Annotated in this window: 15 protein-coding genes; 14 read left to right on the forward strand and 1 reads right to left on the reverse strand. The window is 67.2% G+C overall.

Features of this window, described 5'->3' with window-relative positions; genetic code table 11:
- The first annotated feature begins 4 nt into the window (after window positions 1-4).
- The 7 genes from HW466_RS16740 to HW466_RS16770 all read left to right on the forward strand — a co-directional run bounded on the left by HW466_RS16740 (window position 5) and on the right by HW466_RS16770 (window position 6,244).
- A complete protein-coding gene (locus HW466_RS16740; protein WP_059448740.1) occupies window positions 5-421 on the forward strand; it encodes a VOC family protein in 417 nt (138 codons plus the stop codon).
- Window positions 418-1,686, forward strand: a complete 1,269-nt coding sequence (locus tag HW466_RS16745) for an RNA polymerase sigma factor (protein WP_174905666.1) — start codon at window positions 418-420, stop codon at window positions 1,684-1,686. Before HW466_RS16740 ends, HW466_RS16745 begins: the two co-directional genes overlap by 4 nt.
- 372 nt (window positions 1,687-2,058) lie before the next feature.
- Window positions 2,059-2,481 carry a rubrerythrin family protein gene (locus HW466_RS16750; protein ID WP_040140994.1) on the forward strand — a complete coding sequence of 141 codons (423 nt, stop codon included), beginning with the start codon at window positions 2,059-2,061 and terminating at the stop codon, window positions 2,479-2,481.
- 123 nt (window positions 2,482-2,604) lie between these two features.
- Window positions 2,605-3,942, forward strand: coding sequence for a heterodisulfide reductase-related iron-sulfur binding cluster (locus HW466_RS16755; RefSeq protein WP_151006021.1), 1,338 nt, complete (start codon window positions 2,605-2,607; stop codon window positions 3,940-3,942).
- 44 nt (window positions 3,943-3,986) lie between these two features.
- Entirely contained in the window at window positions 3,987-4,568 is a 582-nt protein-coding gene (locus HW466_RS16760; RefSeq protein ID WP_059542733.1) for a DUF3501 family protein, read from the forward strand.
- Between the two features lie 153 nt (window positions 4,569-4,721).
- Window positions 4,722-4,997 carry a hypothetical protein gene (locus HW466_RS16765; protein WP_170296717.1) on the forward strand — a complete coding sequence of 92 codons (276 nt, stop codon included), beginning with the start codon at window positions 4,722-4,724 and terminating at the stop codon, window positions 4,995-4,997.
- A 305-nt stretch (window positions 4,998-5,302) separates the two neighbouring features.
- The gene (locus tag HW466_RS16770) at window positions 5,303-6,244 is read left to right on the forward strand and encodes a transposase (RefSeq protein ID WP_151006019.1); all 942 of its coding nucleotides are present in this window, start codon (window positions 5,303-5,305) and stop codon (window positions 6,242-6,244) included.
- A 121-nt stretch (window positions 6,245-6,365) separates the two neighbouring features.
- On the opposite strand, the gene HW466_RS16775 is transcribed toward HW466_RS16770, so the two are convergent.
- A complete protein-coding gene (locus HW466_RS16775; RefSeq protein WP_059793238.1) occupies window positions 6,366-7,892 on the reverse strand; it encodes a mannose-1-phosphate guanylyltransferase/mannose-6-phosphate isomerase in 1,527 nt (508 codons plus the stop codon).
- A 426-nt stretch (window positions 7,893-8,318) separates the two neighbouring features.
- Between HW466_RS16775 and HW466_RS16780 the strand changes: the two genes are divergently transcribed.
- The 7 genes from HW466_RS16780 to HW466_RS16810 all read left to right on the forward strand — a co-directional run bounded on the left by HW466_RS16780 (window position 8,319) and on the right by HW466_RS16810 (window position 17,311).
- Window positions 8,319-9,692 (forward strand): undecaprenyl-phosphate glucose phosphotransferase, encoded by a 1,374-nt coding sequence (locus HW466_RS16780; protein ID WP_059950031.1) that lies wholly within the window; start codon window positions 8,319-8,321, stop codon window positions 9,690-9,692.
- A 69-nt stretch (window positions 9,693-9,761) separates the two neighbouring features.
- On the forward strand, window positions 9,762-11,177 hold the full coding sequence (locus HW466_RS16785; protein WP_059450709.1) for a UDP-glucose dehydrogenase family protein: 1,416 nt from the start codon (window positions 9,762-9,764) through the stop codon (window positions 11,175-11,177).
- A gap of 40 nt (window positions 11,178-11,217) precedes the next feature.
- Window positions 11,218-11,661, forward strand: a complete 444-nt coding sequence (locus tag HW466_RS16790) for a low molecular weight protein-tyrosine-phosphatase (protein WP_059450710.1) — start codon at window positions 11,218-11,220, stop codon at window positions 11,659-11,661.
- Entirely contained in the window at window positions 11,655-12,833 is a 1,179-nt protein-coding gene (locus HW466_RS16795; protein WP_059450711.1) for a polysaccharide biosynthesis/export family protein, read from the forward strand. Before HW466_RS16790 ends, HW466_RS16795 begins: the two co-directional genes overlap by 7 nt.
- A gap of 50 nt (window positions 12,834-12,883) precedes the next feature.
- Window positions 12,884-15,109 (forward strand): polysaccharide biosynthesis tyrosine autokinase, encoded by a 2,226-nt coding sequence (locus tag HW466_RS16800; RefSeq protein ID WP_059450712.1) that lies wholly within the window; start codon window positions 12,884-12,886, stop codon window positions 15,107-15,109.
- A gap of 62 nt (window positions 15,110-15,171) precedes the next feature.
- Entirely contained in the window at window positions 15,172-16,131 is a 960-nt protein-coding gene (locus HW466_RS16805; protein ID WP_059503629.1) for a glycosyltransferase family 2 protein, read from the forward strand.
- A 43-nt stretch (window positions 16,132-16,174) separates the two neighbouring features.
- Window positions 16,175-17,311 carry a glycosyltransferase gene (locus tag HW466_RS16810; RefSeq protein WP_174905667.1) on the forward strand — a complete coding sequence of 379 codons (1,137 nt, stop codon included), beginning with the start codon at window positions 16,175-16,177 and terminating at the stop codon, window positions 17,309-17,311.
- Window positions 17,312-17,320: the final 9 nt, after the last annotated feature.

Here is a 17,320-nt window from a genome sequence, read left to right on the forward strand (position 1 = left end):
CGTCATGCACAAGATGGTCTTCATCAATCTGCCCGTGGCCGACCTGCCGCGCTCGAAGACGTTCTACCAGGCACTCGGCTTCGAGGTCGTACCGGCCTATACCAACGATCAGGCCGCCTGCATCAAGATCAGCGACACGATTTTCGCGATGCTGCTCGTGCGGCCGTTTTTCCAGACCTTCACCGGCAAGACGATCGTCGATCCGGCGACGCAGGTGCAGGCATTGTCGTGCCTGTCGTGCGACAGCCGCGCCGAGGTCGACGCGATCGTCGCGAAGGCGCTCGCGGCCGGCGGGTCGGCCCCGCAAGCGCCGCGTGAGTATCCGAACATGTACGGCCACGGATTCGACGATCCGGACGGTCACGCATGGGAGCTGATGGCCATGCCGCTGGATGCGTCCGCCGAGGGGCAGGCGTCGTGACGCGTGAGGCGACTCACCGTGCGATCGAAGCGGTCTGGCGGATCGAGGCGCCGAAGATCATTGCGCGCGCCGCGCGGGTGGTGCGCGACGTCGGCGTGGCCGAGGAGCTCGCGCAGGACACGCTCGTCGCGGCGCTCGAGCACTGGCCCGTCGACGGCGTGCCCGACAACCCGGCCGCATGGCTGATGACGGCCGTGAAGCGGCGCGCGCTCGATCGGGTCCGGCAAGAATCGCTGCATGCGACGAAGCGCGATCAGCTCGGGCGTGAAATGGATGCCCTGGACGCGCACGTCGTCCCGGACATCGCGGATGCGCTCGCCGATGCGCGCGACGACGATATCGGCGACGACCTGCTGCGGCTGATCTTCACGTCGTGCCATCCGGTGTTGTCGACCGATGCGCGCGTGGCACTCACGTTGCGGCTGCTCGGCGGATTGACCACGAGCGAAATCGCGCGTGCGTTCCTGTCGCCCGAGCCGACGATCGCGCAGCGCATCGTGCGCGCGAAGCGCACGCTCGCGGCGGCGCGTGTGCCGTTCGAGGTGCCGGCCGCCGATGCGCGGCCCGCGCGGCTCGCGTCGGTGCTCGAAGTGATCTACCTGGTGTTCAACGAAGGCCATGCGGCGACCGCGGGCGACGACTGGACGCGCCCGGCGCTGTGCGACGAGGCGCTGCGTCTCGGCCGCGTGCTGGCCGGCCTCATGCCGGACGAAAGCGAGGTGCTCGGGCTCGTCGCGCTGATGGAACTGCAGGCGTCGCGCATGCACGCAAGGACCGATGCGCAGGGGCGGCCCGTGCTGCTGCTCGACCAGGACCGCTCCCGCTGGGATCCGCTGCTGATCCGGCGCGGGCTCGGGGCGCTCGAGCGCGCGACGAAGCTCGGCGGCGTGCGCGGCCCGTACGCGCTGCAGGCCGCGCTGGCAGCGTGCCATGCACGCGCGCGGCACGCGTCGGAAACCGACTGGGCGCAGATCGTCGCGCTGTACGACGCGCTCGCCGAAGTCGCGCCGTCGCCGGTCGTCGAGCTGAACCGCGCGGTGGCGGTGGGGATGGCGTTCGGGCCTGCCGCGGCACTGGAAATCGTCGACGTGCTGCGCGACGATCCGGCGCTCGCCCGCTATCACTGGTTGCCGAGCGTGCGCGGCGACCTGCTCGCGAAGCTCGGCCGCGCCGACGAAGCGAAGCTCGAGTTCCGTCGAGCGGCGGAATTGACCCGCAACGAACGCGAAAGGGAATTGCTGCTGAAGCGTGCGACGGATGCGTGACACATCACGAGCGACGCCGGTGCGAATGCAGCGGTCGTCGCGCGGGAAGATCGAAGCCGAAGCCGAAGCCGCAGCCGCAGCCGCCGCGCGCCGCCCGCCGCCCGCCGCCCGCAAGCCGCAAGCCGCAAGCCGCAAGCCAAGCGAAACGCCACCCCACCCGGCGACACGACCCACCCCGCCATCCCCTCAACTGCCCCTCATTCCCGCCGTCCGCTATCGCACGGATTGAAAAAGCCTATTGGGGGATGCGAACGCCAGCGCCTAGATTAAAAGGCACGAAGCGTGCGCGTCCGGCATGCGCTTCGTTCCCCACATACATGAACGATCGGCCCGGCTTCGCACGCGGCCGCGCCGACTCGAACGGAGGCGCAAATGGCTCAACTCAAGGGCAGCAAGACCGAAGAGAATCTGAAGGCCGCATTCGCGGGCGAATCGCAAGCGAACCGGCGCTATCTGTATTTCGCTTCGAAGGCCGACGTCGAAGGCCAGAACGATGTCGCCGCGCTGTTCCGCTCGACTGCCGAAGGCGAAACTGGCCATGCGCACGGCCACCTCGAATATCTCGAAGCCGTCGGCGATCCGGCGACGGGGCTGCCGTTCGGCTCGTCGCGGCTGAACCTCGAATCGGCGATCGCCGGCGAGACGCACGAATACACCGACATGTATCCGGGCATGGCGAAGACGGCGCGCGAGGAAGGCTTCGACGAAATCGCGAACTGGTTCGAGACGCTCGCGAAAGCCGAGCGCAGCCACGCGAACCGCTACACGAAGGCGCTCGACGCACTCGTCGACTGACACGCGTCCGGCAGCAACGCAGCACGGCCAGGCCCGACATGCTGCGGCCGGCCGTGCGTTGATCGCTGCCCGCGTCGCGCGGGCGGCGCGTGCGCGCGCATGCGCGCGAAGCTGGAGCGCCCCATGCCACACAAGGAAGGCAGTCTCGAAGCCCCGACGCGGCATCCGCTCGACTGGCAGTCCGAAGCGTTCTACGATCAGGCCGCGATCGATGCGGAAATGACGCGCGTGTTCGACATCTGCGCCGGGTGCCGGCGCTGCGTGTCGCTGTGCGGCGCATTTCCCGCGCTGTTCGACCTCGTCGACGACACGCCGATGGGCGACATCGAGGAAGTGCCGAAGGACGCGTTCGGCAAGGTCGTCGACCAGTGCTACCTGTGCGACCTCTGCTACATGACGAAATGCCCGTACGTGCCGCCGCACGCATGGAACGTCGACTTCCCGCACCTGATGCTGCGCGGCAAGGCGGCGCGCTACAAGCGCGGCGAGGCACCGCTGCGCGACAAGGTGCTGTCGAACACCGACGCGCTCGGCCATTTCGCGGGCATTCCGATCGTCACGCAGGCGGTGAACGCGGTGAATCGCACGCCGCCCGCGCGCCACGCGCTCGAAGCGGCGCTCGGCGTCGATCGCAACGCGTGGCTGCCGGAGTTCGCGCCGCGTAAGTTCCGGCGTGCCGCGAAGCGCTCGGACGGCCTGCCGGTACGTGACGGCGAACGCACGCCCGGCAAGGTCGCGATCTACGCGACGTGCTACGTGAACTTCAACGAGCCGGGCATCGGCCACGACCTGCTCGCGATCCTCGCGCACAACGAGATTCCGTACGAGCTCGTCACGCGCGAAGCGTGCTGCGGGATGCCGTTCCTCGAGCAGGGCAACCTCGAGGGCGTCGCCGCGAAGAAGGCCGTGAACGTTCCGGTGCTGGAGCGCTATGCGCGCGAAGGCTATGCGCTGATCGGCGCAATCCCGAGCTGCGTGCTGATGTACAAGAGCGAACTGCCGCTGATGTTTCCCGGCGACGAAGCCGTGCGCGCGGTGGCCGACGCATTCTGGGATCCGTTCGAATACGTGATCGCGCGGCATCGCGACGGTTTGCTGAAGACCGACTTCAAGCAGGGCCTCGGCACCGTGTCGTACCACGTGCCATGCCATGCGCGCGTGCAGAACATCGGCCGCAAGACGGCCGACACGCTGTCGCTCGTGCCCGATACGCGCGTGAACGTGGTCGAGCGCTGCTCGGGGCACGCGGGCACGTTCGGCGTGAAGAAGGCCTTCCACGCGGACGCGATGCGGATCGGCGCGCCGGTGTTCAAGGCGATGGCCGAGCCGAAGCCGGATGTCGTGTCGTCGGACTGCGCGCTCGCCGGCCATCACATCGCGCAAGGCATCGACGAGAAAGGGTTGCCCGCGGCGCCGCTCGCGCATCCGCTGACGCTGCTGCGCCGCGCCTACGGCATCTGAGGCCGCCGCTGCACGAAGACATCGACGCTATCCGAGGACATCCCATGACGCTGACCCGCGACTCGCTGCTGACGCTCGAAGCGTACGCGAAGATCCGCAAGGCCGAACACGCGCGGCTCGTCGCGTACAAGCGCCGCCGCGCGGTGGCGCTCGGCAACCATCTGCGCTTCCTGTTCGAGGACGAGACCACGATTCGCTATCAGATCCAGGAAATGCTGCACATCGAGAAGATCTTCGACGAGGCCGGCATCGAAGGCGAGCTGGAAGCCTATCTGCCGCTCGTGCCCGACGGCACCAACCTGAAGGCGACGCTGCAGATCGAATACGAGCACGAGGCCGAACGGCGGGCGGCGCTCGCGCGGCTGATCGGCGTCGAGGATCGCGTGTACCTGCGGGTCGACGGGCACCCCGACGTCTACGCGATCGCCGACGAGGATCTCGACCGCGACAACGCGGAGAAGACCTCGGCCGTGCATTTCGTGCGCTTCGAACTGGACGGGCCGACGCGCGCGGCGCTCAAGGGCGGCGCGGCGCTGTCGATCGGCTGCGATCACCCGGCCTATACGGTGCCGGCGCAACGCGTGGACGCGGACGTCGCCGCGTCGCTGGCGGGCGATCTGCGCTGACTGCAAGCGGCAGGGTGCCGCTTCCCGTATCGCGCGGACTCCCTGTCATTCCGACCCGAAACGAGACGCCGCGCCCATCGCCCCGGCCGCTGTCGGCGGTTTGCTACTGCAAGATGTAACAAACCCGTCGACGCTTGCACGCGAGGAAACAATGTGCATCCCACCCGCGACCGCTTTCATTACTTGCAGAGAAACAATAAAGAGATTGTGCATCAGGAAAATCGACTCCAATGGAGTTTGAACGATTTACCGATTCGTGAATATCTTGTTACGAAATTTTCCCTGATTTACCGATTTGCGGCGGCAATTCCCGGCAATGTCGCCGATGAGGGTCGGACCAACGCGGACGCCCGCCTGGCGCGTCGCTTCGGCACCCCGCAGTGCCCCGCCAGACGGGGCTTCCCAGCCTCCGGCATAACGATCGCGTAAAAAAATTCAAGCATAAATGGATTGCGCATCCTTGGGAGGTTGTTTCAGTGAGTAACATTAAGTCATTGTCATATTGAGATAAACCCTGAGGATGGTATGCTTCGTGCACAAAAATTCCCACATTGGAGTGAGACCGTGATTTGTGCGCCATTGCCGTGAATGGCGGCACCGTGAAAGTGCGGTGTCGCACCGGCATGCACAACATTCGGATAACCATAATGTGCAACCGGGCCGCCGCGTGACGCGATGCGTGACGACGGCGCCGACAATCGCAGCCCCGGCCTGGCTGCGTGGAGAAATCAACTATGTTCTTCGATGAGCTTACCGATGAAGAGTGGTTTCGACTTTCACCGCTGATCGCCGATGAACCCATTCGGCTGAACCGTCGAGGCCGCCCGCGAGCCGAACCGCGCGTCGTCGCCAACGCGGTTCTGTGGATCCTCACGACCGGTGAAGCGTGGTCCAAGCTGCCCGGCCGCTATCCGTCCGGGCCGACGTGCCGCCGTCGCTACGAGGAGTGGCTCGCGAACGGCACGCTGCTGCAGATGATCGACGTGCTGACCCAGTTCAGCGGGCGCACTTTCGCGTACGTGCCGCCGCCGCCGGCGCCGGCCGCACCGGCATGCCGCGCGGAGCCCGTGCCCGACAACGATCGTCTGCGCGGCGTGTTCTGGCAGAACCCCGAGTCGTGGCAACTGCCGGTCGCTCGGGCAAACGTTTGGGATGGCGAAGGCGCGACGTTGACCGCGATGCCGAACGCCGCCGCCGTCGCGTCGCCCGGTGCATCGTTCGCGGTGCCGGGCGCGCAGCCAGCGGGGTTGCGTCACGGGCGTCCGTCCGCCGCGAGCTTCGCCGCGGCCGAGCCGCAAGTCGACGAATACCGCGGCTACACGATCTACGGCAGCGCGCAGCCGGTGCAGAACCTGATGTATCGCGCATGGGCCGAGATCATGCAGGACGACCGGCGTGTCGAGCGCTCGGGCCTGATCGGCCCGCGCTTCACCGATGCGGAGGAAGCGGAGCAGTACGCGCTCGACTGGGCGCGTCAGTGGATCGATCGCCATGGCGCCAGCGACGAACCCGTGCGTACGCCGCAAAGCGAGGTGCTGGCCGGCCTGTCCGCGCTGGCGCGTGCCGAGTCGGACATCAAGCGCTTCATCGCCGAGCGCCGCGCGGGCGCGCTGGCGGAGAGCCGCAACGACCCGGTGCAGTCGGATCGCCGCGAGTACGCGTATCGCGTAGGTTGATCGTCGTCCGAACGAAAACGCGCGGGTCGCCGTCCGTCACGGCGCCCGCGCTTTTTTTTGTCCTCGCCATGCAGTCGATGCCGGACGCACCGCAGAGACGGCGCGCGCGGCATGCATTGCGTCACTGGCGTCCGTAGGTATCGTCGAAGCGGACGATGTCGTCTTCACCGAGATAGGCGCCCGACTGCACTTCGATCAGCTCGAGCGGCATCTTGCCCGGATTCTCAAGGCGGTGCGACACGCCGAGCGGGATGTACGTCGATTCGTTTTCGGACAGCAGGAAGGTTTCGTCGCCGCGCGTGATGCGCGCGGTGCCGCGCACGACGATCCAGTGTTCGGCGCGATGGTGATGCATCTGCAGCGACAATCGCGCGCCCGGCTTCACGACGATGCGCTTCACCTGGAAGCGTTCGCCCATGTCGACCGAGTCGTAATGCCCCCAAGGGCGATGGACCTTGCGGTGATCGGTCGCTTCGGCGCCGCGTTCGGCCTTGATGCGCCCGACGATCTTCTTCACGTCCTGCACGCGGGATTTGTCGGCGACGAGCACGGCATCGGGCGTTTCGACGACCACGAGGTTCTGCGTGCCGACGCACGCGACGAGCCGGCTTTCCGCATGCGCGAAGGTCGATTCGGCGTTTTCGAACAGCACGCGGCCGCGGCCGACGTTCTCGGCTTCGTCCTTCGGCAGGATCTGCCAGATCGCGTCCCACGAACCGACGTCCGACCACCCGGCGTCGAGCGGCACGACGACGCTTTCGCACAGCTGCGGCAGGCTCACGAGCCGCTCCATCACCGCGTAGTCGATCGAGTTCGACGGCGACGCGGCGAACGCGTCGCGATCGACGCGGAAGAAGTCGCCGTCGTCCCGGCCGCGCGCGACGGCCTGCTCGCAGGCCGCGAGGATCTCGGGCTCGAGCTCGCGGATCGCATTCAGCCACACCGACGCGCGCACGATGAAGATCCCGCTGTTCCACCAGTATTCGCCGGATGCGACGTACTGCTGCGCGAGTTCGAGGTGCGGCTTCTCGACGAAGCGGTCGAGGCGGCGCACGTCGAGGTTGCCGGTGGCGGCGTCGCCAAGCGGCGCGCCGACGCGGATGTAGCCGTAGCCGGTTTCGGCGCGGCCCGGCACGATGCCCATCGTCGCGATCTTGCCCTGCGCCGCGCAGTGCACGCCCGCCGCGACGGCCGCATGAAAGCGCGCCTGGTCGGCGACCGCGTGGTCGGCCGGCATCACCGTCATCACGGCGTCGCCGCCGCCGGCGACGATTCGCAGCGCGGCGAGCGTCAGCGCCGGCGCGGTGTCGCGGCCGAGCGGCTCGAGCATGATCGATGCGCGCTTGCCGGTCAGGCGCAGTTGCTCGGCAGTCGTGAAGCGGTGGTCTTCGCCGCATACGATCAGCACGTCGTCGTTCAGCGGATGACCGGTCACAAGGCCGTCGAGTCTCAGCGCGGTGGATTGCAGCAGCGAATGATCGCCGAGCAGGCCGATCAACTGCTTCGGATAGTGTTCGCGCGACATCGGCCACAGACGCGTGCCCGAACCGCCGGCGAGAATCACCGGCTGCACCGCGACACGCGTTGCGGCGTCGGTTGCGGCGGAAGAAGAAGGGCGCGTATCGGCTGCCACGGCCGGAGCATTCATGATGACACTCTCCTCGATTGAAGTCAGTGCCTGTTTGTAGCATGAAGTAAATCGACAATAAAACCGGGCGATTTGCACGATACTCGTCGCGCACGTGTCAGGGAAATTTTTCCTCGATAGCATGCGATGCAAATAAAAAAATAAAAAATAATTCGGCAAATCCGGCTGGATCGCCGTCCCGCAAAGGGTTTACGGGAACCGTAAAGTTGCCGAAAAAATCCCGATTTGCGATCGATTCGGGAAAACCTGCCGATTTAATTCAAGAATGTCGCGGCAAGAATTTCCGATTATTTTTCGAAATACTTGTGCGCTTGAGGGGCGATTTTCTTGTCGCTTCAATAGCGTCATGCAACGTTTGAATCGAAGGTGCGGCACGGGCTGCACGAGGAGCTGTTCGGCAAACGCCTGTTCAAAGAGGAAGCGGACATGTTGAGCGTGCTGGCGAGAGTCATCGATATCGCGATGGTCGTGTTGGGGGCGTTGATCGCCGCCGCGCTGCACGGCGGCAGCATCTGGCTCAACGACCTGCAGCGCACGATGGTGCTGTTCGACTGCCTGCTGGTCGTCGTGTTCTTTCCGGCCATGGGCATCTACCAGTCGTGGCGCGGCAAGCGTCTCGTCGGGCTGGTGGGGCGTGTCGCGTTCGCGTGGCTGGTGGTCGAGCTCGCGGGCATCCTGATGAGCTTCAGCTTTCACCAGTCGGGCGACCTGTCGCGACTGTGGCTCGGTTACTGGGCGCTCGCGACGATGGCGCTGCTTGCCGGCTCGAAGGCATGCGTGCACGTCGTGCTGCGACAACTGCGGCGCGGCGGCTACAACCTGAAGGCGGTGGCGATCGTCGGCGGCACGCCGGCGGCGCGACGGCTGATCGCACAGATGCGGGCGCGTCCGGAAGCGGGCTTCAACCCGGTGTGCGTGTACGACGAAAGCGAGGCGCCGGGCGAAGTCGCGCTCGACGACGTGCGCATCGAGCGGCAGTTCGAATCGCTGGTATGGCTGGTGCGCAGCCGCGCGATCAGCGAGCTGTGGCTCACGCTGCCGATCACGGAGGAACGCCGGATTCACCAGATCGTGACGGTGTTCCGCCACGACTTCGTGAACATCCGCTTCATTCCGGACGTGCGCACGCTGTCGTTCTTCAACCAGGAAGTGGTCGAGGTGCTCGGCGTGCCGGCGATCAACCTCGCGGCGTCGCCGATCACCGACGTGCGGATCCTGCCGAAGTTCGTGTTCGACCGGCTGTTCGCGCTGGCGGCACTCACGGCGCTCGCGCCCGCGATGCTGGTGATCGCGTGCCTGATCAAGCTCACGTCGCCCGGCCCGGTGTTCTTTCGCCAGAAGCGCAAGGGCATCGACGGGCACGAGTTCGAGATCTACAAGTTCCGCTCGATGAAGGTGCATCAGGAGGTCGCGGGACAGGTCACGCAGGCAACCAGGAACGACACGCGCGTGACGCCGATCGGCCGCTTCCTGCGCCGCACGAGCCTCGATGAACTGCCGCAGTTCATCAACGTGCTGAAGGGCGAGATGTCGGTCGTCGGCCCGCGGCCGCACGCGCTCGCGCACGACGACATCTACAAGGATCTGGTGAAGGGCTACATGTTCCGCTACCGGATCAAGCCGGGCATCACCGGCTGGGCGCAGATCAACGGCTTTCGCGGCGAGACCGACCAGATCGAGAAGATGATGGGACGCGTGAAGCTCGATCTGTACTACATGCAGAACTGGTCGTTCTGGCTCGACATCAAGATCGTCGTGCTGACGCTCTGGAAAGGCTTCACCGGCAGCAACGCTTACTGACGCGGTGCCATTGCGCAGACACCCCGGTTTCACGAATTTCGAATCATTGGTCACGAGGTCCGACACATCATGAATCTGACTATCATCGGCAGCGGTTATGTAGGTCTTGTCACCGGCGCCTGTCTCGCCGACATCGGGCACGACGTGTTCTGTCTCGATGTCGATCAGGCAAAGATCGACATCCTGAACAACGGCGGCGTGCCGATCCACGAGCCGGGCCTGAAGGAAGTCATCGCGCGCAACCGCGCGGCCGGCCGCCTGCGCTTCTCGACCGACATCGAGGCAGCGGTCGCGCACGGCGACGTGCAGTTCATCGCGGTCGGCACGCCGCCCGACGAGGACGGCTCGGCCGACCTGCAGTACGTGCTCGCGGCGGCGCGCAACATCGGCCGCTACATGAAGGGCTTCAAGGTGATCGTCGACAAGTCGACGGTGCCGGTCGGCACGGCCGAGCGCGTGCGCGCGGCGGTGGCCGAAGAACTCGCGAAACGCGGCGGCGACGTGCCGATGTTCTCCGTCGTGTCGAATCCGGAATTCCTGAAGGAAGGCGCGGCGGTCGACGATTTCACGCGGCCGGACCGCATCGTGATCGGCTGCGACGACGACGTGCCGGGCGAGCGCGCGCGCGAGCTGATGAAGAAGCTCTATGCGCCGTTCAACCGCAATCACGAACGCACGCTGTACATGGACGTGCGCTCGGCCGAATTCACGAAATACGCGGCGAACGCGATGCTCGCGACGCGCATCTCGTTCATGAACGAGCTCGCGAACCTGGCCGACCGCTTCGGCGCCGACATCGAGGCCGTGCGTCGCGGGATCGGCTCCGATCCGCGCATCGGCTATCACTTCCTGTATGCGGGCTGCGGCTACGGCGGCTCGTGCTTCCCGAAGGACGTCGAGGCGCTGATCCGCACCGCCGACGAGCATGGCCAGTCGCTGCAGATCCTGAAGGCCGTGTCGTCGGTCAACGCGACGCAAAAGCGCGTGCTCGCCGACAAGATCGTCGCGCGCTTCGGCGAGGACCTGACGGGCCGCACGTTCGCGATCTGGGGGCTCGCGTTCAAGCCGAACACCGACGACATGCGCGAGGCACCGAGCCGCGAGCTGATCGCCGAGCTGCTGTCGCGCGGCGCGCGCATCGCGGCGTACGACCCGGTCGCGCAGCAGGAAGCACGCCGCGTGCTCGCGCTCGATCTCGCGGATCACCCGAGCTGGCTCGAGCGCCTCACCTTCGTCGACGACGAGGCACAGGCCGCGCGCGATGCCGACGCGCTGGTGATCGTCACCGAGTGGAAGGCGTTCAAGAGCCCGGATTTCGTCGCGCTCGGACGTCAATGGAAGTCGCCCGTGATCTTCGACGGCCGCAACCTGTACGAGCCGGAGACGATGAGCGAGCTGGGCATCGAATACCACCCGATCGGCCGCCCCGGCTCGCGCCAGGCCGTCGCCGCCCGCATGCCGGGCGCCGCGCGCGCGAACGCGTAACCCGCGCGCCGTCGTGACCCGTAACCCGACTCGAGACGCCATGTTCCGGAACATCCTGATCGTCTGTCATGCGAACGTCTGCCGCAGCCCGGCGGCGGAACTGCTGTTCAAGTCGCACGCGGCGTCGCGTGGCGGCCCGCGCGTGACGTTTCACTCCGCAGGCGTGCGCGCGAACGACGGCGACGGCATCGATCCGGTGATGCGGCAACTGCTCGCCGAGCGCGGCGTCGATGCGACGAAGCACCGGTCGCGGCGGCTGTCGCGCCGGATCGTGCGCGACGCCGACCTGATTCTCGTCAGCGAGCGCGAGCAGATCAAGGCCGTCGAATCGGTCGATCCGTTCGCGCGCGGCAAGGTCCACCTGCTCGGCAAGTGGGAGGACGCCGAGATCGCGGATCCGCATGGCGGCCCCGAGGCCGACTATCGCGAGAGCTACTCATTGATCGAACGTCTGGTTCAAGGATGGCTGCAAAAACTATGCTGAAACGTCCCATGCGCCCGCTGGCGCTCGCCGTCGCGATGACGACTTTCCTGTCGGCCTGCGCGAGCGCGCCCGGCAACTATCTCGACTCGTCGAACCTGAAGGACGACGGCCGCCAGGGCCAGGCCGAAACCTACCCGGTTCATTACATCGACGCGAAGCTGGTGATGGATCAGCTGCAGAAGCAGCAGGTCGAACACCCGCTGCCGCCGGGCCGTTACAGCGATCCGTCGCAGTACGTCTATCACATCGGCCCGCAGGACATCCTCGGCGTCACCGTGTGGGACCACCCGGAACTGACGACGCCGCAGGGCCAGTCGTTCTCGAGCGGCGGCAACACGACGCAGACCATCGCGGGCGCGCTGCAGCAGCCGTATTCGTCGTCGCTGCCGGGCCAGGCCGATCCGTATGGCCAGACCGTGGCCGCCGACGGCACGATCTTCTTCCCGTTCGTCGGCCGCATCCACGTGGCGGGCAAGACGATCGCGCAGACGCGCGACGAGCTGGCCACGCGCCTTGCGCGCTACGTGAAGAATCCGCAGCTCGACGTGCGCGTGCTGTCGTTCCGCAGCCAGAAGGTGCAGGTGACGGGCGAGGTGAAGACCCCCGGCCCGCTCGCGATGAGCGACGTGCCGCTGACGCTCGTCGACGCGATCTCGCGCTCCGGCGGCTCGACCGCCGAGGCCGACCTGCAGCGCGTGCGCCTCACGCGCGACGGCAAGCTCTACACGCTCGACGCGAACGGCGTGCTCGACCGCGGCGAGGTGAAGCAGAACGTGATGCTGCAGCAGGGCGACATCATCAACGTGCCGGACCGCAGCGACAGCCGCGTGTTCATCATGGGCGAGGTCAAGACGCCGGTCACGGTGCCGATGCTCAAGGGCAGGCTGACCATCGCCGACGCGCTGACGGCGGGCGGCGGCATCCTCGACACCGATGCGAACCCGCGCAAGATCTACGTGATGCGCGGAATGCGTGACAACCCGACGAAGCCGGAAGTGTTCCGTCTCGACATGACGCAGCCCGATGCGCTGATGCTGTCGAGCCGCTTCCCGCTCCAGCCGCTCGACGTCGTCTACGTCAGCACGGCCAGCTCGGTGCAGTTCAACCGTGTGCTGCAGCAGGTGCTGCCGACGATCCAGACGATCTTCTACATGCGGCAAATCACGCGCTGATAGCCCGCCGGGGCGGCGCCTCCGCCCCGGCACCACTCAAGCGGGAACGAATGGTGAACACGCAAGCAAAACACGCCTACGCGGATCTGGCCGCGAAAACCGAGGAAGAGGACGTCGTCCTCGGCCAGCTGCTCCAGGTACTGATGGACGACATCTGGCTGCTGCTCGGCATCGCGGCGACCGTCATCGCGCTCGCCGGCCTCTACTGCTACGTCGCGAAACCGGTGTACCAGGCCGACGTGCACGTGCGGGTCGAGAGCAACGACAACACGTCGCAGGCGCTCACGCAGACGCAAACGGGTGCGACGATCAACAGCGGCCCGCAACAGGCGCAGACCGACGCGGAAATCGAGATCATCAAGAGCCGCGGCGTCGTCGCGCCGGTCGTCGAGCAGTTCAAGCTGAACTTCTCGGTCGTGCCGAAGACGATTCCGCTGATCGGCAGCCTCGCCGCGCGCGTCGCGACGCCGGGCGAGCCGTCGCGCGCGTGGTTCGGCCTGCGGTCGTACGCGTGGGGCGGCGAAGTTGCCGACATCGACGCGATCAACGTCGTGCCCGCGCTCGAAGGCAAGAAGCTGACGCTGACGGCCGGCCCGAACGGCACCTACACGCTGGTCGACCCGAGCGGCAACCGGCTGCTGTCGGGCCGCGTCGGCGAATCGGAGCAGGGCGGCGGCGTCACGCTGCTCGTGCAGAAACTGGTCGCGCGTCCGGGCACGCAGTTCACGGTCGTGCGCTACAACGACCTCGACGCGATCACCGGCTTCCAGTCGGGCATCCAGGTGTCCGAGCAGGGCAAGCAGACGGGCGTCGTGCAGATTTCGCTCGAGGGCAAGGACCCGAGCCAGACCGCCGCGATCGCGAACGCGCTCGCGCAGTCGTACCTGAACCAGCACGTGATCGCGAAGCAGGCCGAAGCGACCAAGATGCTCGAATTCCTGAAGGGCGAGGAGCCGCGCCTGAAGGCCGATCTCGAGCGCGCGGAAGCCGCGTTGACGCAGTATCAGCGCACGTCCGGCTCGATCAACGCGAGCGACGAGGCGAAGGTCTACCTCGAAGGCAGCGTGCAGTACGAACAGCAGATCGCGGCCCAGCGCCTGCAGCTCGCGTCGCTCGCGCAGCGCTTCACCGATTCGCATCCGATGGTGATCGCCGCGAAGCAGCAGCTCGCGGAGCTGCAGGGCGAGAAGGAAAAGTTCAGCAACCGCTTCCGCAGCCTGCCGGCGACCGAAGTGAAGGCCGTCCAGCTCCAGCGCGACGCGAAGGTCGCCGAGGACATCTACGTGCTGCTGCTGAACCGCGTGCAGGAGCTGTCGGTGCAGAAGGCCGGCACGGGCGGCAACATCCACCTCGTCGATTCGGCGTTGCGCCCGGGCGATCCGGTCAAGCCGAAGAAGGTGCTGATCCTGTCGGCCGCGGTGTTCCTCGGGCTGATCCTCGGTACCGGCATCGTGTTCCTGCGCCGCAACCTGTTCCAGGGCATCGAGGATCCGGATCGCGTGGAGCGCACCTTCAACCTGCCGCTGTACGGGCTGGTGCCGCAAAGCGCCGAGCAGGTGAAGCTCGACGCCATGGCCGAGAAGGGCGGCGGCCGTGCGCGGCCGATCCTCGCGAGCCTGCGCCCGAAGGACCTCAGCGTCGAAAGCATGCGCAGCCTGCGCACCGCGATGCAGTTCGCGATGATGGACGCTAAGAATCGCGTGATCGTGCTGACCGGCCCGACGCCGGGTATCGGCAAGAGCTTCCTGACGGTCAACCTCGCGGTGCTGCTCGCGCATTCGGGCAAGCGCGTGCTGCTGATCGACGCCGACATGCGCCGCGGGATGCTCGACCGCTACTTCGGCCTCACCGTGCAGCCGGGCCTGTCCGAACTGCTGAGCGACCAGTCGCCGCTCGAGGAGGCGATCCGCGAGACGCCGGTACAGGGCCTGTCGTTCATCTCGGCCGGCACGCGCCCGCCGAACCCGTCGGAGCTGCTGATGTCGACGCGCCTGCCGCAATACCTCGAAGGGCTCGGCAAGCGCTACGACGTCGTGCTGATCGACTCGCCGCCGGTGCTGGCGGTGACCGACGCGACCATCATCGGCCGCATGGCCGGCGCGACCTTCCTGGTGCTGCGCTCGGGCATGCATACCGAAGGCGAGATCGCCGACGCGATCAAGCGTCTGCGTACCGCGGGCGTCGATCTGGAAGGCGGGATCTTCAACGGCGTGCCGCCGAAGGCGCGCGGCTACGGCCGCGGCTATGCGGCCGTCCACGAATACCTGAGCGCCTGACGGCATTGCACGAAACCGGGCCGGCGTGCGCAGCGCCGGCCCGGCCGACTGGAGAACCCTCGATGAAAATTTCCGTGCTCGTTCCGACCTTTCGGCGTCCCGCCGACCTCGCGCGCTGCCTGCTGGCGCTGCAGCGTCAGCAGCGGCTGCCCGACGAGGTGATCGTCGTCGCGCGCCCGGAGGACGACGCCACGCACGAGCGCCTCGCCGATCCGTCGGTCGGCGGCACGCTGCCGCTGCGAATCGTGCCGGTCGACGTGCCGGGGCAGGTGGCCGCGTTGAACAAGGGCCTCGACTCGGCGAACGGCGACATCGTCGCGATCACCGACGACGACGCGGCGCCGCGCGCCGACTGGCTCGCGCGCGTCGAAGCCGTGTTCCTCGCCGATCCGCGCGTCGGTGCGGTGGGCGGCCGCGACTGGGTGCACGAGAAGGGCCGCGTGCTCGACGAGTCGCGCGAGCGCGTCGGCCAGCTCACGCTGTCCGGCAAGATCATCGGCAATCATCATCTGGGCGTGGGCGGCGCGCGCGAAGTCGACATGCTCAAGGGCGCGAACATGAGCTATCGCCGCGCCGCGATCGAACGTCTGCGCTTCGACACGCGGTTGCGCGGCGCCGGTGCGCAGGTGCACAACGACATGGGTTTCAGCATGCAGGTGCAGCGCGAAGGTTGGAAGCTCGTCTACGACCCGGCGATCGCGGTCGATCATTTTCCGGCCGAGCGCTTCGATGACGACCGGCGCGATGCCGCGTCGCTGAATGCGATCAGCAACGGCGCGTACAACCTGCACCTGATCCTGCGCGAGCATCTGCCGCCGCTGCGGCGCGAGATCGCGTGGTGGTGGTGGACGCTGATCGGCACGCGCGTCTACCCCGGCCTCGCGCACCTGCTGCTGTCGCTGCATACCGCGCGGCGCGAGCGCGTGCGCGAGCACTGGCGCGCGGTGCGCCGCGGCGCACGCGATGCGCGTCGCGCCGACCTTGCCCCCCATCGTGCGGCGATGCCGCCGGTGACGTCTTGAACGGGCCGCGCGCAGCGCGCGCCGCCATCCCCGGAGGGCTTGCATGAATTCCACGAAGGTTCACGTCCACCTGTTCTACGGCGCCGATCCGCGTACTTATCGGAAAGGCGAGAACATCGGCTGCCTGTACGGCTATCACCACGCGGAATCCGACGAATTCCAGCTGACTTATTCGCAGGACGGCCGCGAAGGGCGCGTCGCGAGTCTCGCGCGCCGTGCGCTGAAGGCGGCGCTCGGCTTCGACGTCGTGCACGCGTGGCGCAATCGCGCGGCGCTGTTGGGCACCGACGTGATCTGGACGCACACCGAGCAGGAGCATCTCGCCGCCGCGCTGATCCTGAAGCTCGCCGGCGCACGCGGCAAGCACCCGCTGCTGCTCGCGCAGAGCGTGTGGCTGTTCGACAAGTGGAACACGTTCGGCGCGCCGCGCCGCTGGCTGTACCGCAAGCTGCTCGCGCGCGCCGATGCGCTGACGACGCTCGCGCGCGACAACGCCGAGCTGTGCCGCCGCTTTCTCGGGCGCGAAGCCGAGTTCGTCTACTACGGGCTGAACACGCAGGACTTCCCGCCGACGGAGCCGCGCCAGTGGCAGCCGCACCGGCCGCTGCGGATCGCCGCGATCGGCAACGACCGCGACCGCGACTGGCGCACGTTCCTCGCCGCGTTCGGCGGCGACGAGCGCTACGACGTGCGGCTCGCGACGCGGCGCCGCGTGCCGCGAGAGTGGCATGCGCCGAACGTGAAGATCGGTTCGGCCTCGGGTCTCGCGAAGCAGCACGAGCTGTATGCGTGGGCCGACGTCATCGTCGTGCCGCTGCGGCCGAACTTCCACGCGTCGGGCATCACGGTGATGCTCGAGGCGGCGGCGGTCGGCAAGCCGATGATCGTGTCCGACGTCGGCGGGCTCAGCGACTACTTCCCGCACGACACGGCCGCCTACGTGCCGGCGTTCGACACGGCGGCGATGCGCGAGGCCGCCGATCGCTTCGTCGCCGATCCGGCCGCCGCGCTCGCGTGCGCGCGTGCCGCGGCCGCGTGCCTGCGCGAGCGCGACCTGACCACGCAGGCGTTCGCGGAACAGCACGTGCGGATCACGCGCGACATGCTGCGCCGGCGCCGCACGCCGGCGGCGACCGGTCTGGCGATGCCGCTGGCGGATTCGCGCGCGTCGTCGCAGTGAGAGCCGGTC

The organism is Burkholderia territorii (assembly GCF_902833055.1).
Lineage (GTDB): Bacteria > Pseudomonadota > Gammaproteobacteria > Burkholderiales > Burkholderiaceae > Burkholderia > Burkholderia territorii.